Annotated in this window: 19 protein-coding genes and 4 pseudogenes; 19 read left to right on the forward strand and 4 right to left on the reverse strand. The window is 52.9% G+C overall.

Annotation, left to right across the window (positions count from 1 at the left end; genetic code table 11):
• Together XI25_RS29845 and XI25_RS29850 are read left to right on the forward strand one after the other, a co-directional pair.
• Positions 1–628: ABC transporter ATP-binding protein (locus tag XI25_RS29845; protein WP_235440504.1), on the forward strand; the 628-nt coding region annotated here is incomplete at its 5' end.
• A gap of 290 nt (positions 629–918) precedes the next feature.
• Entirely contained in the window at positions 919–2439 is a 1521-nt protein-coding gene (locus tag XI25_RS29850) for an MDR family MFS transporter (RefSeq protein ID WP_046681519.1), read from the forward strand.
• Positions 2440–2865: 426 nt separating this feature from the next.
• On the opposite strand, the gene XI25_RS29855 is transcribed toward XI25_RS29850, so the two are convergent.
• Both XI25_RS29855 and XI25_RS29860 read right to left on the reverse strand, forming a co-directional pair.
• On the reverse strand, positions 2866–3162 hold the full coding sequence (locus XI25_RS29855; RefSeq protein ID WP_046681481.1) for a hypothetical protein: 297 nt from the start codon (positions 3160–3162) through the stop codon (positions 2866–2868).
• A gap of 397 nt (positions 3163–3559) precedes the next feature.
• A complete protein-coding gene (locus XI25_RS29860; RefSeq protein WP_046681482.1) occupies positions 3560–4027 on the reverse strand; it encodes a MarR family winged helix-turn-helix transcriptional regulator in 468 nt (155 codons plus the stop codon).
• Positions 4028–4259: 232 nt separating this feature from the next.
• Here XI25_RS29860 and XI25_RS29865 point away from each other — a divergent pair, with 232 nt between their 5' ends.
• The 3 genes and pseudogenes from XI25_RS29865 (at position 4260) to XI25_RS29875 (ending at position 7719) form a co-directional block, all read left to right on the forward strand.
• The gene (locus tag XI25_RS29865; RefSeq protein ID WP_046681483.1) at positions 4260–5624 is read left to right on the forward strand and encodes an MFS transporter; all 1365 of its coding nucleotides are present in this window, start codon (positions 4260–4262) and stop codon (positions 5622–5624) included.
• Positions 5625–5712: 88 nt separating this feature from the next.
• Positions 5713–6437 (forward strand): annotated as a pseudogene (locus tag XI25_RS29870) (ABC transporter ATP-binding protein).
• 13 nt (positions 6438–6450) lie between these two features.
• Complete coding sequence (locus XI25_RS29875) at positions 6451–7719, forward strand: ABC transporter permease (RefSeq protein WP_046681484.1); 1269 nt, start codon at positions 6451–6453, stop codon at positions 7717–7719.
• Positions 7720–7874: 155 nt separating this feature from the next.
• Here XI25_RS29875 and XI25_RS29880 read toward each other — a convergent pair whose 3' ends face one another.
• The gene (locus tag XI25_RS29880; protein WP_046681485.1) at positions 7875–9152 is read right to left on the reverse strand and encodes an NAD(P)/FAD-dependent oxidoreductase; all 1278 of its coding nucleotides are present in this window, start codon (positions 9150–9152) and stop codon (positions 7875–7877) included.
• Between the two features lie 209 nt (positions 9153–9361).
• Between XI25_RS29880 and XI25_RS29885 the strand changes: the two genes are divergently transcribed.
• From XI25_RS29885 to nadE, 3 genes are all read left to right on the forward strand, one after another.
• Positions 9362–11062, forward strand: coding sequence for a two-component system sensor histidine kinase NtrB (locus tag XI25_RS29885; RefSeq protein WP_046681486.1), 1701 nt, complete (start codon positions 9362–9364; stop codon positions 11060–11062).
• Between the two features lie 452 nt (positions 11063–11514).
• Positions 11515–11949 carry a BrxA/BrxB family bacilliredoxin gene (locus XI25_RS29890; RefSeq protein ID WP_046681487.1) on the forward strand — a complete coding sequence of 145 codons (435 nt, stop codon included), beginning with the start codon at positions 11515–11517 and terminating at the stop codon, positions 11947–11949.
• Positions 11950–12098: 149 nt separating this feature from the next.
• Positions 12099–12908, forward strand: a complete 810-nt coding sequence (nadE, locus tag XI25_RS29895) for an ammonia-dependent NAD(+) synthetase (protein ID WP_046681488.1) — start codon at positions 12099–12101, stop codon at positions 12906–12908.
• A gap of 242 nt (positions 12909–13150) precedes the next feature.
• Here nadE and XI25_RS29900 read toward each other — a convergent pair whose 3' ends face one another.
• Positions 13151–13978, reverse strand: a complete 828-nt coding sequence (locus tag XI25_RS29900) for an alpha/beta hydrolase family protein (RefSeq protein ID WP_046681520.1) — start codon at positions 13976–13978, stop codon at positions 13151–13153.
• Positions 13979–14169: 191 nt separating this feature from the next.
• On the opposite strand from XI25_RS29900, the pseudogene acpS reads away from it, so the two are divergent.
• The 11 genes and pseudogenes from acpS to XI25_RS29955 all read left to right on the forward strand — a co-directional run bounded on the left by acpS (position 14170) and on the right by XI25_RS29955 (position 24600).
• Positions 14170–14564, forward strand: a pseudogene (gene acpS / locus XI25_RS29905) (holo-ACP synthase).
• A gap of 32 nt (positions 14565–14596) precedes the next feature.
• Positions 14597–15789, forward strand: a pseudogene (mutY, locus tag XI25_RS29910) (A/G-specific adenine glycosylase).
• Positions 15790–15888: 99 nt separating this feature from the next.
• Positions 15889–17130 (forward strand): MFS transporter, encoded by a 1242-nt coding sequence (locus XI25_RS29915; protein WP_046681489.1) that lies wholly within the window; start codon positions 15889–15891, stop codon positions 17128–17130.
• A gap of 195 nt (positions 17131–17325) precedes the next feature.
• The gene (locus XI25_RS29920; protein ID WP_046681490.1) at positions 17326–17856 is read left to right on the forward strand and encodes a DUF2249 domain-containing protein; all 531 of its coding nucleotides are present in this window, start codon (positions 17326–17328) and stop codon (positions 17854–17856) included.
• A 13-nt stretch (positions 17857–17869) separates the two neighbouring features.
• Positions 17870–19099, forward strand: a complete 1230-nt coding sequence (locus tag XI25_RS29925; protein WP_046681491.1) for a hypothetical protein — start codon at positions 17870–17872, stop codon at positions 19097–19099.
• A gap of 48 nt (positions 19100–19147) precedes the next feature.
• Complete coding sequence (locus tag XI25_RS29930) at positions 19148–19465, forward strand: metal-sulfur cluster assembly factor (RefSeq protein WP_235440505.1); 318 nt, start codon at positions 19148–19150, stop codon at positions 19463–19465.
• Positions 19466–19599: 134 nt separating this feature from the next.
• Positions 19600–20465: pseudogene (locus XI25_RS29935) on the forward strand (multicopper oxidase domain-containing protein); the annotation flags it as partial.
• Between the two features lie 372 nt (positions 20466–20837).
• Entirely contained in the window at positions 20838–21878 is a 1041-nt protein-coding gene (locus XI25_RS29940; RefSeq protein ID WP_046681492.1) for a LacI family DNA-binding transcriptional regulator, read from the forward strand.
• Positions 21879–21970: 92 nt separating this feature from the next.
• The gene (locus XI25_RS29945; RefSeq protein WP_046681493.1) at positions 21971–22621 is read left to right on the forward strand and encodes a histidine phosphatase family protein; all 651 of its coding nucleotides are present in this window, start codon (positions 21971–21973) and stop codon (positions 22619–22621) included.
• 29 nt (positions 22622–22650) lie between these two features.
• Positions 22651–23274 (forward strand): histidine phosphatase family protein, encoded by a 624-nt coding sequence (locus XI25_RS29950; RefSeq protein WP_046681494.1) that lies wholly within the window; start codon positions 22651–22653, stop codon positions 23272–23274.
• A 33-nt stretch (positions 23275–23307) separates the two neighbouring features.
• A complete protein-coding gene (locus XI25_RS29955) occupies positions 23308–24600 on the forward strand; it encodes an extracellular solute-binding protein (protein WP_046681495.1) in 1293 nt (430 codons plus the stop codon).
• Positions 24601–24632 lie beyond the last annotated feature (32 nt).

Here is a 24632-nt window from a genome sequence, read left to right on the forward strand (position 1 = left end):
GGTGAAGTCGCTGGACTTCACCTATCCCGGCGGGAGGCAGGCGCTCCGGGGCGTGGACTTCGCCCTCCGCAGGGGCGAGTGGGCGCTGCTCACGGGGGTCAACGGCTCCGGCAAAACCACCCTGAGCCGCCTCCTCATGGGCTTGCTGCCCGTACCTAAGGGGTGCATCCGGTGGCAGGGCAAGGACATCGCGGGAGAGCCCGTATACCGGATGGCCGAACACATCGGGTATGTCTTTCAACAGCCCGAGCATATGTTTACGGCTCCGACGGTGTGGGAGGAGCTTATTTACAGCCTGCACGGCGGCCTGCCGGCAAAGCGCCGTCCGGAACTGAAGCCGGAGCAAAAACGGCGCGCCGATGAACTGCTTGAAACCGCCGGCCTGCGCCGCCGGAAGGACGATTCTCCTTACCTGCTCAGCCGGGGCGAAAGACGGCTTCTCGCCGTCATCAGCCAGCTTATTGTTCCCAAAGACCTGTATATACTGGACGAACCGACGTCGGGCATGGATTACGCGGCTATCGGCCGCCTTATTTTCATGTGCCGGGAGGCTGCCGTCAGGGCGCTGCGATCCTCGTCATTACGCATGACCCCGAATTGTTTTATGACGAGGCTTCCCTTTGCCTGAACCTGGACGAAGGAAAAATGACGGCTGTCTTTCTTGCCGAACAACAACTATAATATAAATATTGGCATTCCAAACAAAGGCGGCTTTTCGTTATACTTTATAGACGTTAGCGAGGGCGGTTCTTAGCGCACCTCTCAAGAGAAGGCGGCCTGCGTCTTGGCGGAAGTTTCCGCAGTTTACGGAACGGTCCGGATGCCTGTACTTTCCTGTATCTTCAGATAAGCGCTCCCGTAACGGGGATGCGCTTTTTGCATGCTTTTGAAGGCTGGGGCAAAGGGGACTTATGGATCATGAACACATCGAATCATTCCAAACGCAGCTTTATTCTTGCCGGCATTCTACTCTCGACATTTATGGCCGCCATTGAAGGGACGGTGGTCGGACCCGCCGGACCGGCGATCGTGGGCAGCTTCGGCAGCGTCAGCCTGATGAGCTGGATCTTTACCTCATACCTGCTGACGATGGCGGTAACGACCCCGATCTTTGGCAAAATCAGCGACCTGTACGGCCGGAAGCCCGTATTTCTTTACGGCTCCCTGCTCTTTCTTGCCGGATCGCTGCTGTGCGGCTTTTCCCAAAGCATGACCCAGCTTATCCTGTTCCGGGCCATACAAGGGATCGGCGCAGGTGCCGTCATTCCGGTGACCTTTACGATCATCGGAGATATATACAGCTTGAAGGAACGGGGAAAGGTTCAGGGCATGCTGAGTTCGGTTTGGGGCATATCCTCCCTTGTCGGACCGCTGATGGGCGGCTACTTTGTCGACTATTTGTCCTGGCGCTGGATTTTCGGCTTTAATGCGCCGTTTGCCCTTATATCGATCTGGTTCATTTACCGTTATCTTGATGAGAAAAGAGAGCCGCGGAAAGTGCAGATTGACTTTGCGGGTGCAGGCTTGTTTACGGTCGGCATGACCCTGCTGCTGTTCGCCCTTGCCGTCGGGGGAGAGAAATTCCCTTGGACGTCACCGGCGATGCTTGCAATCCTGGCGGTGTCGGTCGTCCTTCTGACGGCTTTCCTGATCGTTGAGGCACGGGCTCAGGAACCGATGGTACCCCTTCAGCTGTTTCGGATAAAGGATATCTCGGTATCCACGATAGCGAACCTGCTGGTCAGCGCACTGCTGATCGGCCTGACGACATACCTGCCCTTGTGGATTCAGGGCGTTCGCGGAGGGAATGCAACCATGTCGGGGCTGACGCTGGCTCCGATGTCGATCGGCTGGCTTTTCGGCTCCGTGGCCAGCGGCCGGCTGATCACGAAGGCCGGATCGCGGAAAACGGCCCTGATCGGGGTCATCGGTCTGGTTATCGGAGCGGGCGGCCTTGCGTTCGTGCATGAAAGCACCCCGGTGGCCGCGCTGCTGATCTATACCTTTATTTACGGCCTGGGCTTCGGATACATATCGACCCTGTTTTCCATCATCGCGCAGTCTTCGGTCGGATACGAGATGCGCGGAGCTTCCACGGCGCTCAACACCTTCGTCCGCACGCTCGGGCAGACGGTCGGCGTCGCCGTATTCGGTACATGGCTCAATACGAGCATCGCCCGGCGGATTGCCGCGGAGCCTGCCGGATCGGGGATCAGCAGGGAGGATATGAACAAGCTGCTGTCTCCGCACGGGGATGTCAGCTTGCCGGGATCGTCGGGGGGCCATCTAAAGCATGTGCTGGAGGGGAGCCTGAACTCTCTGTTCATTGTCATGGCGGTCATTGCGCTGGCATGTTTTGCAATCGTGGCACGGTACAATAATCGGCCGCCGATGCCGGAGGACAGGGGCGGAGAAGAAGAGCGCTCGGTTTCGGCATAATCGGACGCATCGAATAAGCTCAATTATTGGAGATGGCAATCCAAACGGGGCAGATTGCGGATAATGGTCCACTGGTGATCCGTAGCAGGCACCAAGTAATGTTCACTGAAAGTTCCTAACGGACACTGTCGGGTAACGATCCACTTGAGATCCGTAGCAGACACCGAGTAACGATCTACTGAAAATTCTAACGGACACGAGGTAACGCTCCGCTGGATACTGTCGGGTGACGATCAACGGGAGATCCTAACGGACATAGGATCCGTTATTTGCCCGAATAACGGGAATTTCTTTCCCTAACGGACATAGAATCCGTTAAAAGGATAGTATGATGGGAAAATGAACCAAAATGCTAGAATAACGGATCTGAGGTCCGTTAGAGTTTTATGATCGTTCCTATTGGTGAAATAACGGAACTGATGTCCGTTAGAATCCGCACCAGCTGCCAACGCGGTATAGAAGAACCACTGCCTTTTTCAATTCCATCATTACTGATCGGGCGCGGGCCGCATTCCAGTGTTCGCAGATCTTTGACGGAATCCTGTCTTCGACCGGGCGTTTCGGCTCCCCGCCAATAGGAACGACAGTTACGATTCCATTCACATGGATTAAAAAAGCCAAAGACTTATGTTCATCATGTCTAGTATCGGCAAACCAAAAGCCTGCATTGATCTTCTCCATTCGAAGGGGCAAGGCAGGCTTTTTTGAAATATTGCCGTCCATGGACGGTTTTTTACAATTTCCATAATGCTGGTGAAGCATCGCTCGATGTCGACGAAGCCCCGCTCAATGCTTGGTAGGGTTTTCCGCTCAATGCCTGGCGAAGCACCGCTCAGTGTCGTTGGAGCCCCGCTCTTAACCGGCGGAGAAACGATCAAATGTCGCGGCGGAGCGTTGCCGTCCCCGGGACGAACGGCCCAATCGTATCTCCCGCACGAAAATGCGCATTACGGACCCGGACCCGGTTGAGCATCTCCTTGCACGGAAATCTACATCGAGGCCCCGGATGAATGTCTCCCTATCCATCGGGGACATCATCTCGGTCAAGATGCGCTAACGAATGTCAGGGCATGTCCAAATCCGGCGAGGAGGCCCCGCCGGATTTTTCTTGTGTATTATTTCACTTGCGAATCAAAGGTGAGAGTTTTTCCGCCTGTTTACCCAGCTTTTTCAGAAGATGGATCATCTGATCCTTTTCTTCCTCGTTCAGTCCGCTAAGCGCAAAATGAATCCGCTCCGCATACTGCGGGTACTGTTCGTTCATGAGGGCTTCCCCGGCAGGCGTCAGTTCGGCGTAAATTACCCTGCGGTCTTTAGGGCACGGCTTGCGGAGCAGGTAGCCCCGGCTTTCCAGCTTGTCGATAACATAGGTGACATTTCCGCTTTGCAGCAGCAGTTTCGCACCGATTTGTTGAATGGGTTGTGGTCCTTTGTAATAGAGCACTTCCATTACCGCAAAAGCCGTGGGATTGAACCCTTCGATTTTGCTGCCGGTTACGGCATGCTCGCTTACGCTTTTAAACGACTTGGCAAAAACCCGATATAGGTGCAGTGACAGCTGCGTATCGCGTTCGTGTGACAGAATCATGCTTCTTCCCGCCTTTTGGTCATGCCATAGATTTCTTGACTATAGATTACGCTAATAATTTCCGATCGAACATGTGATTTATCACAATTAGACTCTATTTTAGTATTTAAAAATGAAAAGGCCTGCTTTCTTCATCCTTTGGCTGGAGGTCAATCCCATTCCCGGGACCGATACGCCGTTCAAACGAGCTTCCTATAATGTGGATAACGAAGCAAAAGATGGGGGGAGAAGCATGATGAACATTTTAAAAAAGAATGACGGCAGGGAAGAACGGCTGACAGGCAACCGCAATTTTATGATGCTGCTGGCGGCGCAGCTGGTGTCCAACCTTGGGGAGTGGCTTTATCTTGTAGCTCTCCTGACCCTGGTAGGACTAAAATGGAGCGCAACGCCATGGGAGATTACGGCCATAACGTTATGCATGGCGATCCCGGTACTGGCTTTCGGGCCAGCGGCGGGCGTCATCGGCGACAGGTTTGACCGCAAGAAATTGATGATCGCCTCCGATTTGGTCCGTTCAGGAATTCTTATCGGGATTCTGCTGTCCGGCAGCCTATGGCAAATATATGTCCTGCTTGTGCTGAAGGGGTTGATGGATGTTCTGTTCTCTCCCGCCAAAACCGGAAAAGTGAAGGAAGTCGTTCCGCAGCACCATCTGGAGATGGCCGTTACCATCAGCTCTTCCACGGAGCAGATCATGAAAATCGTCGGACCGGCCCTGGGCGGATTGGTCATGGCTGTGTTCGGAATCGAATGGTGTTTTGTAATTACGTCCATTACGTTTCTGGTGTCAGCCGCGCTGCTTCTTGGGGTCCGGGGAAAAAGGAAAACCGCCGCCGATGAGACTTCCGGCGCTTCAAAGGCTGAAGGGGCGGGGCTTGATCAAGAATCCGGGACGCCTTCCGTTCCCGGTTCCAAATCCTCTTTCTTGAAGGACATCAAGGCCGGATTATCGGTCATTTCCGGCATCCCCTTGTTGTCAAGCGGCCTTCTGATGCTGTGCGCCGTCCTTCTGGTGATGCAGATGGCTGACACCCAGACCGTAACGCTGTTCAGGATGATTCCCGGCGTTTCCGACGACCTTCTTGGATACTGCATCTCCGCCAGCGGCTTCGGGACGCTGCTCGCGGCGCTGCTTGCCCGCAAAATATCCTGGGGCACCCTAAGTAAGATGGCTGCCGGAGCAGTCGTCACCGGACTAGTCTTCGCCGCTTCGGCCGTGGCGGTGGTTTCCTCGTTGCCGGAAATGACAGTATATGTTATTTTGTTCAGCGCGTTTTTGTTGGCGGGGCTCGGCGCAGGATTCGTATTCATTCCGTTCCAGGTACTGCTGATGAAACGGACGCCGGAGCATTTGACCAGCCGGGTGTTCGGTACGGTAGGGAGCCTGACCAGCGCGGCCGTGATCATGGGACCGATGCTGGGAGGCGTCATGGTAACCGCCTGGGGACCGGTGTTTGCGTTTATCGTATCGGGACTGGGAACGTCTTTGCTTGGGGTGCTGTTCTTTCTGTTTAAAGGGCGCATCCAGCGGAAAGACCCGCTTCCCGTACACGCTGAACTTCAGGCTCCGGCCGTGAGGGAGTCTACCCTGTAAGGATTTGGTGCAACCTTAGCTTCCCGTTCTCCGTATTATTTAAATTAATGCCTAACTTTATAAATATGGCAGGGCAGGGGAGAAGCGTATGACGGAAAGTATGACGGAACACCGGACGCCGGTGCTTGAAGTGGATATCGAGGAGGCCGGATACGAGCCCGGCCGTCCCCGTATCCGCGACATTCGATTTCAAGTGGGCAAGGGCGAGCTCCTGGGCTTGATCGGGCCTAACGGGGCCGGGAAGAGCACCACGATCAAGACGGTATTGGGGTTGCTTAAAGACGCCAAGGCCAAGGTGAACATGGCGGGTGATCCGCTAGGTATGCTTACGTGCCGGAGCAGCCTGTTTTTTATGAGGATTTGACGCTGTGGGAGCATCTCGATCTAGCCGCAGCCGCTTACGGCCTGCCGGACGAACAGTTTGAAAGGGACGCCTCCCGCCTGCTGCTGCAGTTTGGCATGGATCAAGTCAGGGACCAGCTGCCTGGAGGTTTTTCCAAAGGCATGAAGCAAAAAATGATGCTGATGATCGGCTTTCTGGCCAAGCCGGACGTGTATATTGTAGACGAGCCTTTTATCGGGCTTGATCCCCGCGCGACCAAGGACTTTCTCGGTCTCCTGGATGATGAGCGGAAGCGGGGCGCAGGCATTCTCATGTCCACGCATGTTCTGGATACGGCGGAAAAGATTTGCGACTCCTTTGTCCTGATCTCCCAGGGGCGGGTGACAGCCCGCGGAGGATTGGACGATATCCGGATCGCTGCCGGCCTGCCTGAAGCATCGTTATTCGACTGCTTTGACGCCCTGACGTAAGGAGGGCCGGAATATGAGAGAAACCCATAACCGTAAACAATCTTTGCGTCATCCCGGGCGGCTGTTCCGGCGCCGGGTTGCGACGCATTGGAAGAACCAGATTTCAGCTCTCCGGTCCGTGGCGGATTGGACGGTCATGCTCTACATCCTGGTACCCGGACTGTTGCTCGGCGGGGGACTATACAGGGAATTGTGGACAACCCCGCTGCCCGCCTGGATGGAGCTCATTCCGTACCAAGCGGCGGCGGCTCTTCTGTTGTACATGCTTTCAGGAAGCATACTTCTGTTCGTCGAAGAGGCGGATGCCTTGTTTCTGCGGCAGCAGCCGCACTGGATCAAGGGTTTGATGGGAAGAGGGATCGCTTACAGCTTCTCGGTTTTTACCGTCAAGGGGCTGCTGTTCACTCTGATTGCCTTACCGGTTTTGGTCAGGAAGTTCGGCTTGGACGCTTGGGATTTGGCCGGCTGGGGGCTGCTGGCTGCAGGAGTTGGATGGACGGCAAGCTTAATCGTTCACCGGACGGAGGTTCGTTACAGGGGGATTAAGAAATGGCTGTTGTCCGCGTCCATGCGTTTGGCGTCCCTCATCCTGTACCTTGTTTTGCTAACGGTGCTTCGGGATATGCCGCTCGTTGCAGCCGTCTCCGGTTCGGCGCTCCTGGCCGTTTCCGGTCTGCTGGCCAAAAAGAGATGCTCGGAACAGGGGACGTTTGACAATGATGTAAGGGAGGATCTGCGCATCCGGGCCCGGCTGACCGACAAAGTGCTGACGCAAGCCGTAGGCAGGCCGCCCCGGATCAGAAGCAAGGTGTGGCTGTTCCGGAGATCGGGGCGGCTCTATCGTTCAAGCGCTCCCGATAAACGGTTTGCCGATGCAGGAGTCAAGGCTTTTCTCCGGCAGTCCGAAAGCTTGCTGATTTATGTGCAATTCCTGGGGGCTGGCATCCCGGCCGTGCTGCTTCCGCCCGTGGTCGTCAAAATGATCGTTTACGCCGCTTTGATGCTTTTGCTGGCTAATATGCTGCAGCTGCGGTGGAGAGCTTTTGCCGAATCCGATTTTGCGGCGGTGCTTCCCTTTACGGGGATTCAGCAGATGAGAGCTGGAACGCTGGCCGTCAGGACCTTAATGGCCGTTCCAGTGCTCGTTCTGTCGGTTGTATTCGGATTGTCGATGTGGCCCGGATGGGAAGGGCTTTTGGCGGGTGTGCCGATCGCTGCGGCTTCCGTTGCGGTGTTTCCGCCGTTCCTGTCCCGTCCGTCTTTGAACCGGAAAGACGAATAGTTGTCCCCGAAAAGTTTCTATCCTTTAATTGAATAGCCAAAGAAAATAGCGATGCAGGCAAGTTCCCTGCACCGCTATTTTTTTGTTTTTGGCCTTTGGCTGGCTTGTAAAAAAGTCACCGGCCGCTGTTCGGCGATTGGAGGAATAATAAAGCATTATCCTTCCGGCTCGGCCGCTTCCTCGGCGGCATGTTTTCCGGCGGTATAACCTGTGGAGAAAGCGGCGGTGATGTTGTATCCGCCGGTATAACCGTGAATGTCCATGATCTCGCCGCAGAAGAACAGACCCGGCATCAGCTTCGATTCCATCGTTTTCGGCTGGATTTCCTTCAGGCTCACGCCGCCTCCGGTCACGAAGGCTTCCTTCAGGGAACGCGTGCCGCAAGCCCGGAACGCGAACTTCTTCAATACCGCGGCCAGCGAAGTTAAGGCCTGCTTCGATATGCCGCTGCTTACCGCATCGCCGTCCAGCGGGGCCTTGGAGAGCAGAAGGGGGATCAGGCGCTCGGGGAGCCAGCCTTTCAGCACATTTTTGACCGCTTTCTTCGGTTCATGCTCCAGGCGGTTTCGGAGTTCCGATTCGATATCGGCAAGCGAGTGGTCGGGAAAGAGATCCACCGCCATATCGACATTGACCGTATCGAATTTTTTCTGTACCTGGCGAATAAACTGGCTGCAGCGGAGAGCGATCGGTCCCGACACCCCGAAATGGGTGAACAGCATATCGCCCCGATGGGCAATGACCCGTTTGCCTTTCGGATTCCATACCGAAAGTTCGACATCCCGGAGGGATAGGCCCTGCAGTTCCTTGGAAGCGATCCAGGGCTCGGTAGAGACGATCGGCACCTCCGTCGGATAAAGCTCCGTTATCGTATGGCCGGCCTCCCGCGCCCAAGGATAACCGTCGCCCGTGGAACCGGTCTGGGGAACGGATTGTCCTCCGGTGGCGAGAATAACGCATCGGGATTTATAAATCTCCCCCGATTTCAGTTCGATTCCGGCCGCGTGTCCATCCTTATACAAGATGCGTTTTACGGGGCTGTTCGTTTTGATATCGGTCCCGAGCTGCCTGACTTTTCCTACCAGTGCATTGACGACGCTGGAAGCCTTGTCCGAGACGGGGAACATCCTACCGTTGTCTTCTTCCTTCAATTTAATGCCCAGCCCTTCAAAGAAATCCATAATGTTCCGATTGTTCCAATGCTGAAAGGCGCTGTATAAAAAACGTCCGTTTCCTGGAATATGGGCGATCAGCTCATCGGTCTCCTTGGCATTCGTCACATTGCATCGGCCGCCTCCCGATATGCCGAGCTTCCGTCCCAGCTTGTCTCCTTTATCCACCAGCAGGACGGAGGCGCCCCTCTCGCCGGAGGCAACGCAGGCCATCAGCCCGGAGGGACCTCCCCCCACAACGATGACATCATAATATGACATGTTTATTTAGCTCCTTTAGGGGTAATTCAATAGCAACCTATGGTTCATTATATACACTTCTTGCGCAGATCCCAACCTCGGGGCATTAGACAGAAGACGCAGGATTTTCTTATATTCCCCACGAATTTACAAGTATTGTAATCTAATGTCGCCTGTGATTTAATCAAAATTATCAAGAAGGCACTGATCAATTGGGGTGATGACGCGTTGTGTTAAGTGCATGGAAGGACATTTTATTGCAGGTTTTGCTGTCCGGTGTATTCACCTTTCAAATTCCGCTGCTGTTCAGCCGGTGCCGGACGTTCGGGCCGGAACACGGAACGGGGGAGCAACAGCATTACCGGAACCTCATCGTTATGGCTTGTGCCGTCGGCATTTTATTATGTTTTGGCTTTTCGGCATTACATCAAGGCGTTATCCCGATCAATTTGGGCATCGTGCCGTTGTTTGCAGGCATTTTGTATGGCAGCCGCGTTTCGGGTCTGCTGCTATCGTTATTGTATATCAGTTGTCATCAGCTTATTTTCGGCTTTTCCCTTTTCGGAATGCTGATGCATACCGGACTTCCCGTATATCCCCTCATGTTCTTGATTGCTTCCCGGTTTAAACGAAGTAAAGTGATGGAAAAAATCGGATGGTTATGGACGGGGCTGCTTCCAGCCATGCTGATTATCGTGGCTTCCCCACTGTTGGAATCCAAATTTGGTGCAGACGTTAAGACTTCCGAAACCTTTGTCATGACGCTTTTATATGTGCTGCTTAGCATATTCAACGGCGGTTTGCTGATTTATTTAATGGAAACCGTATATGAGCGGTTGTTTCCGGACCCGGCGGAGATTCTTCGCGAACAGAGAGCCGTTCTTCAGCAGTTGTTGGATATGCTCCCTTTAGGAATCTCCGTGGTGGATCCGAGAGGGCATATTTCCATGATCAATGAGCAGTTTGTAAAAATCCATAAAAAAGAAAGCCCTCATCTCGGCCGAAACGATTTGATCGGACGCGGGCTTGACGGGATGTTCGAGGGCCCGGCCCCAAAAAACGGGGTGAAAGGCCGAATTCATTCGGCGCTTCGTGGCATCCGGACAAGCGGGGAGATCATACGAAGCGCAGGGCGGGTATATTCAACCGGCGCATTTCCGATTTTCGACGAGCGGACGAAAGGAATTCAGGGGGCCGTTCTCATCGTTCATGACATCACCGAGCTGGAAAAACTAAGGACCGAGCTGATCAACGTGGAACGGCTCAGCATGGTTGGGCAGATGGCGGCAAGCATTACGCACGAGATCCGGAATCCGATGGCGGTCGTGCGCGGATTTCTTCAATTAATGAAGGAGAAGAGTCCGGATACGCTGGAGCACTATTACCGCATCGTCATGGACGAGCTGGACCGGGCCAACGGGATCATCAGCGATTTTCTGTCCCTGGCGCAGAACCGGATATCGGAGAAGGAGGAGTGCCATCTTCACGATATCATTCACGAACTAAGTCCGCTGCTGTGGGCCGATGCCAACCTGCGCGGACAAAGCATCGAGCTGAAGCTGGAAAATCATGTTCCCGTCCTGCTGCTGAATGCCAAGGAGATCAAGCAGTTGATCCTTAACCTGTGCCGCAATGGGATGGAGGCCATGGACGACAAGGGGCAGCTTACCATCGAAACACGGATGGCCGGGGACGTGGTGGAACTTCACGTGCAGGATACGGGCGTCGGCATCCCGCAAGACAAGCTGGATCGTTTATTCGAACCGTTTTTTACCACCAAAAGCAAAGGGACGGGACTTGGACTCGCGCTCTGCTTAAGCATCGTTCAGCGTCATGAAGGGAACATTTCCGTTCATTCCGAAGAGGGAAAGGGAACCCGTTTTTCCGCCTCGTTTCCCGTGCCGAAGGGGCTGACCGCGGAAAACGGATAAAGAATTCTTTCCGGTGCATAATAAGGCGAGAATCCCGGCAAAGGAGGCCATGACATGAGCAAAAACGATTCCAAGCAGCAAGAAATACAGAAACAGGAGAACAAGCACCGCCAGGGTAAGCCAATCGTGGACAAAAAACTGGACGGCATTAACAAACCGTCTACCTAGGTACCCACATATACAGGTTTGCGGGGCGTATCCGACGAGGGTCCGCCTCTTTAAAATGCAATAAAGCATAAGGGTTGTTCAAACCTGGCTTTTCCGTAAGAAACGCCATCTTCTTTCCCTAAAAGACGGAGGTGCCCGATTCTGCTTGTTAAACCGATTCGCTTGGAAAAAAGTGCTTGCCGAAGCCCTTATCTTGCTTTCATCCTTTTGGGTTGTATAATATAGATTAGCGATAAGCTGTATTCATATTTGACAAACTTGGTTATATAAGGAGTGAAAGAAGCATGGGTATGTCTTTTGACCGATATATGCGCGATATGGTTCAGCCGATGCGGGATGAACTGACGAGTATTGGAATCAAGGAACTGAAAACGGCTGAGGAAGTAGAGGAACAGCTCCCGACTGCGAAAGGAACGGCGCTGGTGGTCATTAATTCGGTATGCGGATGCGCAGCGGGCCAAGCTCGTCCGGGTGTAGCCCGTGCGCTTGGGCACGAAGTGAAGCCGGATCATTTGTTCACTGTTTTTGCAGGCCAAGATAAGGAAGCAACCGCGAAAGCCCGTGAATATTTTGCTCCGTATCCGCCTTCCTCGCCATCGATCGCCTTGATGAAAGACGGGGAACTGGTTCACTTTATCGAACGCCATCAGGTGGAGAACCGCTCCGCGGAAGAGATTGCTGCCGATCTCACGGACGCATTTGACCGTTACTGCCGTTAAACGCGCGTATAAAGCCCCGAAGCATTCGGCACTTCCGAAAGCCGCGGGGCTTTCAAAATATATATTTGGCTTATATTTCTCGCAAAAACGCAGCGTCTATGAAAAGGATGACGGAGTCGTTTTTACATGTATGAAAAGGAGTCCTGGACATGAGCCTACAAGAACAAATCATTGCCGAATTAGGCGTGAAGCCTTCCATTAACGTGGAGCAGGAAGTGAGAAAGCGTGTTGACTTTTTGAAATCATACGTAAAGGATTCCGGGACCTCCGGACTGCTGATCGCCATCAGCGGCGGGCTGGACAGCGCCGTGGCAACGGGACTGTGCAAGCGCGCTACGGATGAGCTGACCGAGGAGTTGGGGCGGGAATTTAAGACGCTAGGCGTTTTTCAGCCATACGGGGTTCAGTCGGATATCGAACACAGCTATGAAACGGCAAAAGCGTTCAACCTGAAATACACGATGGAAACCAATATCGAGGATGCCGTAGGCGAGGTTGCCCTTGAAGTGGAGCACGGCCTGAAGGGGATCGGGGTTCATCAGCACATGAGCATTCCGGGCAAAGGAAACGTGAAGGCCAGATTGCGGATGGTGGTCCAATACGCGATTGCTTTTGAACAGAATCTGCTCGTCGTGGGAACGGATCATGCCTCCGAGGCCATTACCGGCTTTTACACCAAATGGGGCGACGGGGCGGTGGACATCACGCCGCTCAGCACGCTGAACAAGCGTCAGGTCCGTCAGCTCGGCTCTTATCTGGGCGTGCCTCAATCCGTCCTGGATAAAGCGCCGACGGCCGGGTTATGGGAAGGGCAGACGGACGAAAAGGAACTCGGGATCAGCTATGAGGACAACAGCGATTACCTGGAAGGCAAGGAAATCCGTCCGGAAGTCCGCGAAAAGCTGGAGAGCTATTACCGCAAGACGGCACATAAACGCAATGCCATTCCGGGCATCTGAGCAATGCACCGGTGCAAGCTCTGGAGGCGAAGCCTCCAGAGCTTTTTGCACATCCGGGCCTGATTCAGCCTCTATAGGGGAGAATGGATCCGAGTACGCGTATGCCGACGGGCGCGTTTTTTCGAAAACGATAAAGGCAGAAACGAATCGGCGGAATGACAGGGGGGTTCACGAAGCGTCTCGCAGCTTGCATAGGGCGTCCTGGTTCAACGGACCCTTGAGACGCCCCCTTTCTCAAAGAGTTATGGCATTTTTCGTTCGATTACCGATAATATAAATGCCTCGGATAACCTTAACGCCTCTTCCAGCTTCGGTGTCGTTTCCCTGAAGGGATGGACGGTGTTGAAGGTATGGTTCCCGCCCTGAACGCGCAGCCATTGTATGGAGGGGTTAACTTCCACAAGAACCGCGGAGCCCTTTTGAAGCCGGTCGATGTCTTCCGTTCCTTGGATCAGGACGATCGGAAAATCGGCCGCGGAAATTCGATTCATGAGATCGAAACGTTCCCGGTTCTCGTCCATATCCTTCAGGATTGAAACATCAAGCGGCATGGCCTGACCGGTTCGTCCGTTAACGACCGAGCTTCGGCCGGTTGAGCGCATCTCGCTCTTCTGCTCCGGGGTGAAGAGATCCAGGTCCGTTACCCCGTTCCACGAGACAACACCCGCCACCGTTCCCGGATGATCCAGCGCGTGCACGAGGCACACCCCGCCGCCCCGGCTGTGTCCGAGCAGGAAAAGCGGAAGCTCTTTGAATGAGGCGTCCTCGCGAAGATTTCCGATGAGTGCCGAGAGGTCGCAGAGTTCCCGGCTGTAGGTATTAAACGCGAATTTTTCGAGCTCCGTAAATTCATGGGGATCGTCGCCGATGCCGTTATGCGTAAAGTTAAAGGCGATGACTTCAAAATGCCGACTAAGCGATTCAGCCGCATAAGGGAACATGCCCCAGTCTTTGAAACCTTTGTAACCGTGAGCAATGACGATCAGGGCTTTGGCATCGGCCGGGCAGGCGTACCGGGTACCGCGAAGCAGGGTCCCGTCCGGCAGCGTTAGTTTAAAATGCTGAGGCATCATGGCAAGAATCATCCTTTCCTAAAGCGAAATGATAAAATCCTGAATCTGCTTTGCTCCGATTGTAACATAATGACAGGCTTGTCCGTACCTCTCGCACATTATCCGGCCGGCTGGTACAATAGGTTAGGCATTTATATTTTGCGGATGCGGGCTTTCTGAACCATTCCCCTAGCAAAGGAGCGTTTACGGTGATTTACGGAATCGGGCATGATGTGCTTGAAATACGGCGTGTCGAGCTGTTGATGAGCGGTCCGTACGGACAAAAGTTTATGGAACGCGTACTGACCCGTGCTGAGCTTGCGCTGGCCGTAGGCAAGTGCGGAAGGCGGACGGAGTTCGTTGCCGGGCGTTTGCGGCAAAAGAAGCGGTCAGCAAAGCATTCGGCTGCGGCATCGGAAGCGCCATCGGTTTTGGCGACATCGAAATTTTGCCCGACAAGCTGGGCAGGCCCGTAGCGGCATTGTCGGCTGCGGCATGGTTCCGCCTCGGCCTGGAATTGCCGGAGCAGTTCAGGATACATCTGACTATTTCCCATCAAACCGAGCTGGCTTCCGCTTTTGCCGTTATCGAGAAGATGGACTGAACATATAGGGAATACAGGAAAGGACAGACCTAATGGATACTTTGGAACAACAGCGGTTTTTCAGCCGCGAGCTGCTGGATTGGTACGTGCGGAGCAAACGGGACCTTCCTTGGAGAAGGCACCGGAATCCCTATTATATTTGGGTTTCTGAAATCATGCTGCAGCAGACCCGGGTCGATACGGTGATTCCGTATTTCAACCGGTTTATCGAGAAATTTCCAACCGTCGAATCTTTGGCGGATGCCCCCGAGGACGAGGTTCTAAAATGCTGGGAAGGGCTCGGGTACTATTCTCGTGCCCGCAATCTTCAGTTTGCCGCACGCCAGGTGAAGGAACAATATGGCGGAATCATGCCAAGCGGCAGGGAAGAGGTAGCCGGGCTAAAAGGCGTCGGGCCGTATACGGCAGGTGCCATCAGGAGCATTGCGTTCAATCTGCCGGCTCCGGCGGTGGACGGCAACGTGATGAGGGTGCTGTCGCGTTTCTTTTTAATTGAAGAGGATATTATGAAGGGAAGCACCCGCTCCCATATGGAGGATCTCGTTGTGAAGCTCATTCCCGAAGGAAGGGCGTCGGACTTTAACCAAGGCTTAATGGAGCTTGGCGCGCTTGTATGCACGCCGAAATCCCCGAAATGCTTGACCTGCCCGGTTATGGAACACTGTTCCGGACGGATTGCAGGCAAGGAGGATAGCCTTCCCGTCAAAACGAAGGCCAAGCCTCCCCGTCCGGAATACCGGCTCGCGGCCATCGTGGAAGGCACCGGCTCATATGCCGGGAAGGTGTTGATCCGCAAGCGCCGGCTGCCGGGCTGCTGGCAGGGATGTGGGAGCTCCCCCATGTTGCCGAGTCGCCGACCGGAGGAACGGCGGGCGTGTCGCTGCCGGATGAGGCGGCGATGGACCGGCTGGCTGATGCACTGAGGGATGACATACCGGTTTCACCTTTGGAACATTACATGAACGCCGAGCATACGTTCAGCCATATTCATTGGAACATGCGGGTGTTCCGATGCACCTTGCGCTGGGCGGAAGATACTGGACTCACGACTGCCGAGAGCGCTGCAGCTTATGAGGTTCGTCCGAAAGGTACGGGAGGGGCTGTTCAGGATGCGACCGGCGCAAACGGGACGTTTCGCTGGATCGACAAGGAGGACATGGAGCTTTATGCCTTTCCGAATGTGTTTCTCCGGATATTGAACCGTTATTTCTCTTCGCCATCATGAGCGAATGATTGCATTCAAGCAGAAAACGCCATGCTCCTTCTTAGGGAACGATGGCGTTTCTTGCATGAAAATTACATGTAACAAGGAGATGTGAAGTCTTTGCAAGGATGGAAGAATCCGCTGTTGTACATATTCGGCATAGGCATATCCAATCTCGGAAACTGGATCTACCTGGTAGCGATCAATTTGCTGGTGTTGAAAATGACCGGCTCCCCGGCAGCCGTGGCCGGCATGTTCATCATCAGGCCGCTCGCCGTACTGCTGACGAATTCCTGGTCCGGCAGCCTGATCGACAGGGCCAACAAACGGTATCTGATGATCGGGGCCGACATCATAAGAGGGCTGCTGGTTGCGCTCATTCCTTTTTTGGAATCCGTCTGGGCCATTTACGGGGTTATGTTTCTGATCAGTGCAGCGGGAGCCTTCTTCGGACCGAGCTCCGTGACCTATGTGACCAAGCTTGTCCCGCCGGAAGACCGGAAGCGGTTTAACGCCTGGTTCAGTTTTACGACATCCGGCGCGGCACTGCTCGGTCCGGCCGTTTCCGGGATGTTGATCATGTATACCGATATCCGGGTAAGCATCTATATCAACGCGGTCTCTTTTATCGTGTGCGCATTGTTCATCTGGTTCTTGCCGGACGTGGATAGCCCGGATACACCCGCGAAGGAACGGGACAAGATAGGCTTGTCAACGATTGCAAGGGACTGGGCGGCTGTCATTTCCTATGCGAAATCGGCCAAATATTTCATCTTGGTATATCTGCTGTTCCAATCCGTGATGATGATCAGCTTTGCCCTGGATTCCCAGGAGGCTACCTTTATCAAGCAGGTTATCCATCTGGACGACCGGGACTACGGATTGCTGATCAGCGTGGCCGGCGCCGGATATTTGGCAGGCTCCACGGCTGCCGCATTGGCTTCCCGCCGGATGTCGCTTCGCATGTTTATTAGCCTGGGGGTCCTGTTCTCAAGCGCAGGTTATGCGATGTTTTATTCGGCTTCCGGTTTTGTCATGGCGGCATTGGGATTTATCGTTTTCGGCTTTTTCTCGTCCTTCGCGAACACCGGCTACTCCACGTTTTTTCAAAATAGCGTCCCGGTAGAAATCATGGGCCGATTCAGCAGCACGGCGAGTCTGCTGGAAGGGATGGCCCAAATCCTGCTGACTCTTCTGCTGGGCTTTGCGGCAGAGCTGCTGTCGGTTCAGGCCGTATGCCTGATGGGGGCGCTTTTGGCCGCTGCCATTTCCGCGTTTCTGTGCTTCATCATTTATATTCCGTCAAAGAGCTCTCATTACGAGGCCCAAACCACAAGCACGAACGCTGCCTCAGCGAGTTGAAGACGAACAAAACGCAGACACTTCGGTATTACGCTCATAACGCGTAACGGACCGGAGTGTTTTTTTTTGCGAGAAAACAATAAAAAAATAAATTAAATTTAAAACTTACCTTTGTGACTGTAATCACAAGCCTCGATTTCATTCAATCCTACAATGAGGTTAGTAAATGATAAGCATTCTCATGGAGGGAATCGTATGGAACATCCACGGACTATCGAGCTTGACGTGCGCCCGCACTTAAAAAACAAAATGGAGCCGCTGCAGCTGATTATGGATACCGTAAAATCCTTGAACAAAAACGATATCTTCGTGCTTCACGCTACGTTTAAACCGACGCCGCTTCTGATGCTGATGAAAGGGAAAGGTTACAGCAACACGGTACAAAAAGAAGACAAGGACCATTGGATCGTAACCTTTGTCCATAAGAGTTCAAACCAAGGGGAAACCGGCGAAGATCAAGATGAAACTCCGCAAATGCAGCAGCCGGAGCCTGGCGCCGCCGAGCAAGCCGAGGTTTACTTCCTGGATAACCGCGGCCTCGAGCCCCCGACGCCGATGATCCGCACGCTTAAGCAGCTGGAGAAAGCGAAGCCGGGTGATACGGTTAAAATCCACAATGATCGCGTACCCATGTTCCTGATCGAAGAGCTGCAGTCGCTCGGATATGCTTATGAGATTGAAGAGCAGCCCGACGGGACGGCCGCGGTGACCATTCACAAAACGTGATGGGGTGAAATATATGTTTCGATTGCCGTTTACATTTATAATCACGGGCATGATCAGTTTCGTGCTTTTTCATTTTCTTACGTTCGCCGATTTTGCCGGATGGGTCCACAGCGAGCCCAGATCCCCGGACGGGTGGTTTCATATTCACTTGCTCGTCCTAGGCTGGGCAACCATGATGGCCATGGGGGCCGTCTACCAGCTGATCAACGTCGTTCTGCAGACGGAGCTGCACAGCAAAAGATTGGGTTATATCCATTACGGTCTGTTTGCGACAGGCACATTGGGGCTTCTTGCCGGATTTGACCAGTTCAACGCGAAATGGATCGCGGCATTTGCAACTTTGGCTTTTGCAGGCATTCTTCTTTTTGCCTGGAATATTGGGGCTACGCTATTAAAAGCGAAACTATGGAACCCGATAACGATCAGCACGGCATGCGCGATCGCGTATTTATGTCTTACTGCGTTAACCGGAATGCTGATGGGGATGGACTTTAAATTCAATTTTCTGGGCATCTACCATATGAGGCTGCTCGGGGCTCACATTTGGCTCGGCACCACGGGCTGGTTCGGTTTATTGATAACGGGCTTCAGCTATAAATTGCTGCCCATGTTTTATTTGGCGCACCAATATCCGGTTTCTATGCAAAAATGGATCCTGGGCTTCTGGAATGCTGCCGTCTGGCTCGGTTGTTACGGATTCCTAAGCGGCATAGCCATGTTTAATGCGGCAGCTTTCAGTGTTTTGATCATCGCTTTGGCCCTCTACAATATCCACATTGGGCAAATCGCGAGAGCGAAGCATAAAAAGACGGCAGGCGCAGGCATCGAGTGGACGGTATGGTCGGCCAGAATGCTTTTGGCCCTTGTCATCATGGGGACGGCGGCCGTTTTTTATAACGCGGAGCTGGCAAGTCAGACCTCCCTGATCGTATTTATGCTCTGGTCTTATTTATACGGCTGGGTAGCCGTCACCATTATGGGATATCTTTCGAAAATCATCCCTTTTCTCTGGTGGACCTACAAGTATGGACCGAAAGCGGGAAAAGCAAAGGTGCCGACCATGGCCCAACTGCTGCCCGAAAAGCCCGTCTACATCGGCTTGTCGTCGATCGTCCTTTGCATGGGAGGATTGCTGGCCGGTCTGGGCACCAACAACTCGGTTATGATCATGACGGCTGGAATGGCGCTCTCGGTAGCGGCGGTCATCTACATGATCCGGATCGGATATGTTTTCACGAGATAATTCATGGGGGACGAATGATTTTTAAACGAACGAAGAGGAGAGATTCATATGTTGACGATATATAACGATGCGGAGCGAATGGAGCGTATTATGAACCGTTTGCGCGAGGTGTACGACCCTGAACTGGGGATCAATATCGTTGATCTGGGCCTGGTATACGAGGTCCGCTGCTTGCAAGAAGAGGTTGGCGTGGTCATGACCCTGACCACTCCAGGTTGCCCCATGCATGACATGATGGTATCGGGCGTCGAAAGCGCGGTAAGTGAATTGCCGGATGTCGCGAACGTCCATGTCCAGGTCGTCTGGGAGCCGCAGTGGATTCCCGAAATGATGTCGGCTGAAGCGAAAGCGGAATTGGGATATTAATTTTTTTGAGAGAGAAAGGATGAACGGGCATGTTAACTTTCAAACGGGCGGCTGCCATTATCATCCTTCTATCGATGTGTTCTGCCGTAATATTGGCCTGGACCGAAGCGGAAATGGGTAAAACGGTTGAGCCGGCCGATAAACCATTGAATCAGGCTCCGGTTGAGCCGGTTGTCCGCCGGGAAGGTACCGATGTTTATATAGAGATGACGCTCAGGTAACCAATATTGAAATATCCAAAGGAGTTACCTACAACGCCTGGACGTTTAACGGTACCGTCCCCGGTCCGGTGCTGCGCGTAAAGGAGGGGGATACGATTCACTTCACCCTTCGGAATCTGGACCCGGATACGCCGCATTCCATGGATTTTCACGCCGTGCATGCCTCCCCGTCGAAAAAGTTCATCGATATCCATCCCGGTGAAAAAGGAACGTTTGAATATAAGGCCGATAACCCCGGCGTATTTATGTATCACTGCGGGACAAAGCCGGTTCTGCTGCATATCGCGAACGGGATGTACGGGATGATCATGGTCGAGCCCAAGGACGGCTATCCGACGGATGCGGAGATTGATCGTGAGTATACGATCGTGCAGAGCGAGTTTTATTCAGGCGACGTTTACAACAGCTCCCTGCACGAGGATCCTGCCTATGTTGTTTTTAACGGTAATGATTATGGGCTTAAGGAGCATCCGCTGCTTGCCAAAGTCGGGGACAAGGTTAGGCTGTACGTGAACAATGCCGGACCGAACCAGGTTAGCTCTTTTCACATTGTCGGTACCGTGATGGACAGGGTATACCTGGACGGCAATCCCCGAAACGTTTTGGAAGGAATGCAAACGGTGATGCTGCCGGCCAGCGGCGGCGCGGTGGTGGAGTTTACGGTTACGGAAGAAGGAGATTATCCCATCGTCACCCATCAGTTTAAGGATGCTCAGAAAGGAGCCCTAGCCATCCTTAGGGTAACCAAAGACGGGAAGGATTCAAGAAAGATGGAATAAACCAAGTGATTTAACGATCATGTCATAATAGCAAAAAGCCTGCTAATATCCAATTTTGATCTCTACAGATGGCGCAAACGGAACTATTCCTACTAAAATGCAGGAATTCGCCTAGTTCTATATGAAATGATGAAATCACCTCACTGTCATTTTGGACGGGAGGTGTTTTTTTTGTTTCATTGCAAATGAAACAAAAAAACATATTTGTTTCATGATAACGCAAGCAAAATCCCTATTATTTTCATGACACAAAAGAATTTAATCCGAAAACGACTTTTTCTCTTTACGATTCGACAGAAATATGCTTTAATGTGAATGAACGTTGTTTCATTTGTTTCAGAAGTTGTTTCAAATAGTATCAGGGGGGATTTCGTGGCCAACATCAAGGATGTCGCAAAATTGGCTGGCGTATCTCCAGCAACCGTATCAAGAGTGTTATCGAATAAAGGCAATACCTCGGAAGACGTCCGGACAAGAGTCCAGATGGCGATTCGGAAGACGAACTATGTTCGTGCCGGAGGCGCCAAGCCTCAGCCTCTCATCGCCAGCAACAGGACCATTTGCTTGACCATCGCCCGGAACTCGACGCATATCTTCGGGAACCCGTTCTTCGACAGCGTGCTGTACGGGGTATCGAGCGCTGTTGAGCAGCATGGCATGGACCTGCAGCTTGCGGTGTTCCACAACGTCGATCGGCAGATCGAGAAATGCTTGCAGCTGTACAAGCAAAACAAGGTCGACGGGTTTATCTTGACTGGGATTTTGTCGGCCGACAAGGATCGGCTGCTGCGAACCTTTCATGAGGAGCATATCCCGTTCGTCATTATCGGCCGCACGTTCCGCCATGACGTATTCTCCGTCCATAACGATAATATGCGGGACGGATATATGGCCGCCCGGCATCTGATTGACACCGGATACCAGAATATCGTTGTATTGACGCAGGACACGCGGTTGGATGTTTTCGCGGCGAGAATATCCGGTTATAGCCAAGCAGTACAGCAAGCCGGACTGGATGCGAGCCCCGAGCTTATCGTGCAGGCGGGACCGGAAGAAGAGGATATCATGGATGCGATGCAACGTCTTCTTGATGAAAACTTCGCCGTTGACAGCGTCATCACGATGGACAGCGTCATGTCGCTTAGCGTTTTGAAGTTTTGTCAGCTGAAGGGTCTGCGCGTTCCTGAAGAAGTAGGGATAATCGGATTCAATGATGCCCCTTATCTTGTCAAGGTATCCCCGACATTAAGTTGTGTGGAGATGAACGGGGCCAATCTGGGGGCCGAAGCGTTTCATTTGCTGAACGAGATTATGGATGAACCACAGACGATGAGTCTCAAAAAAAACGTGACGCTTCCATCAAAGCTAATGATTCGTCAATCGACCGCAAGAACTTCCGTGCAGGTCAGATAGAGGCACTCAGGACAGAGCTGCGGGAATGCGACAAGCCCGCAGATCGGATTGCATGCGGTTTCAAAGATTACAGAGCAAGCGAAGGAGCAATTATGGAGCTATATCTAGTACGGCATGGACAATCAGTCGGCAATACGCAGCCGGATCGGGATATGCCGGATTCGCCGCTGACCGAACAGGGCCATGCTCAAGCCGCTCGCGTGGCGATCTATTTGCGGGAGCATGGCATCGGCGCCATCTATGCCAGCCCGTTGATTCGGGCGATGCAGTCGGCGCAGCCGCTGGCAAGACTACTCGGTCTGCCGATTCATGTGATGAAAGCGTTGTATGAAGTGAGGGAAGGCAGCCGGTTTATCGGCCTTTCCCAGCAGTCATTATTGGAGAGCGTCCCGGAAGCTATATTCGAGGACAGGATGGAGACGGATGGATGGGAATGCCCGGGGGGAGATCGCCCCGAGACCGTTCGACGGCGCGCGCAGGAAGCGTTGCGGCAGCTCCGGGCGTGCGGAGAGCAGCGGATTGCGGTATTCTGTCACGGCAATTTCAATGAATATCTTCTCCGCGAAACGCTCGGGATTCCATCAGCCCAACATATCCGTTTTCCTCAGGAAAATACGGGGGTAAACCATATCGTTTTTGGCGAGGAAGAGACCGAACTGCTGAAGCTGAACGATACGGGGCATCTGCAGATCGGGAAGTACGAACGGGGAGGCTTGGCTGCTGGTAGTTTTCAGAGCGGATAAATCTAACAACACAGAGGAGAACATGATCTATGCACTTATATGTCATTCGCCATGCACAATCGACGATGAATATTGGACAAGGAGGCGGGCCGAACTGCAGTTTGTCGGAAGTGGGACGATGGCAGGCGGAGCAGATCCCTTCGTTTTTCAAGGATATCCAACTGGATGCGATCTTCTGCAGTCCGCTGCGCAGAGTCATTCAGACGGCGACACCACTTGCCAAGGACCAGGGTCTAGGAATTGTGCTAATTCCTGAAATGTCCGAGATTTTCAATGAGGAATGGAAAGACTACCGGGATTACGATTGGGAAGCCTGCTCGCAGATTGTGGAGGAATTCCCGCATACGAAATTCGTGGAATATCAGGATATGCAGCAAAAATGGTGGCCGACCTGGCCGGAGAATCATGCGATCGTCCGCAAACGCGTCCAGAAATTTGTTGATGCGAAGCTGCCCGCTTATTACGGAACTGACGGGCATATCGCAGTATTCGGACATGGTCAGTCGACCGCGGATTTGAAGCAAATCGTCAATCCCGGGGACGTTCATCCCGTATATAATGCGGCGATTGTGCACTATGTTCTCGATTCGCAAGGCCAATGTGAGCGTGTATCGTTGCATAAAGACCATCTTGGTCCGCACGTATACGAATAGATTTTAATCATAAACTCAAGGGGGAACTTAAGTATGGCAAAGAAAATGGTATTGCTGCTGCTCTCACTTACCGTCGTTTTGTCGCTTGCGGCCTGCGGGCCGAAGCGTGATGCGGAACAGGCCAAGCCCGATACGGATTCGGCCCAGCAACAAGAAGGGGGGATGCCGCCGAAGCCGGAGCGTCTGAAAATATGGGGTCCTGAAAATGAGCCGGAATTGAAATCAATGCAGGCTATTACGAAAAAATTTACCGAGAAGACGGGCATCGATGTGGAAGTCGTTCCATTCAACCCACGTGAACAAGCAAAAGCATTCTCGCTCGATGGACCGGCCGATCGCGGGCCTGATCTGTGGAGCGCCACCCATAATTCCATGGGCCGCAACGTGCTGCAAGGGCTGGCCGAGCCGTTCCAGATCAGCGAAGAGCAGATTAGCGAGTATTCGCCTGAGGCGATCCAGGCTGTAACGATTGACGGCAAAATATATAACCTGCCAATGGTTATCGAGACGACAGCCTTGTTCTACAACAAAGAGCTTATGCCGAAGGCGCCGGAAACATGGGAAGAACTGGAGAAATTCGCTTTGGAGTTCACCGATGTATCGAAGGATGAATATGGATTATTGTTTGATGCTACGAATTTCTATTACGCTAACATGTTCCTGCAGGGCAATGGCGGTTATATTTTCGGATATGACAAAGATGCAGGCTATAACGTGGACGATATCGGCTTGAATAATGAAGGCGCTGTCAAAGGCGCAAATCTGATCAAATCATGGTTCGAAAAGGGGCTTATTCCAGAATCGATTAATGGTGACGTGATCGACGGCTTGTTCAAAGAAGGAAAGGTTGCCGCCGTCGTCTCGGTGCCATCGTCGATCAAAAACTATGAATCGGCGCTTAAAGACAAGCTGGGAGCCGTGCCGCTGCCGAAGCTTGCCAACGGCCAACGTCCACCTTCCTTCCTGGGTGTCAAAGGGCTGGTGCTGTCCCCATTCTCCAAACATAAGGAATGGGCGACCGAGTTAGCTCTGTTCATTACCAATGACGAGAACGGGGCAACCCATTTCGAAATGGCCGGAGAAATTCCAGCACGTCCCGGTATTTTGGAAAGCGATCTCATTACGAAGCACCCTTATTTCTCGGCTGTGGCCGAGCAGGCCAAATTCGCTACACCAACACCGAATAATCCAGAAATCTCCCAGACATGGGAGCCGATGAAAAATGCGCTCGTGTTCCTGGCGAAAGGTCAGAACACGAAAGAGGTGCTGGATGAAGCAGTCGTTCAAATCAAAGAACAAATCGCGATCAACAACGCCAATAAATAACGAATGATGATCGGATTGGGGTGCGGGTTTCG

The sequence above is a fragment of the Paenibacillus sp. DMB20 genome, from assembly GCF_000987955.1.
Taxonomy (GTDB): domain Bacteria; phylum Bacillota; class Bacilli; order Paenibacillales; family Paenibacillaceae; genus Paenibacillus_AQ.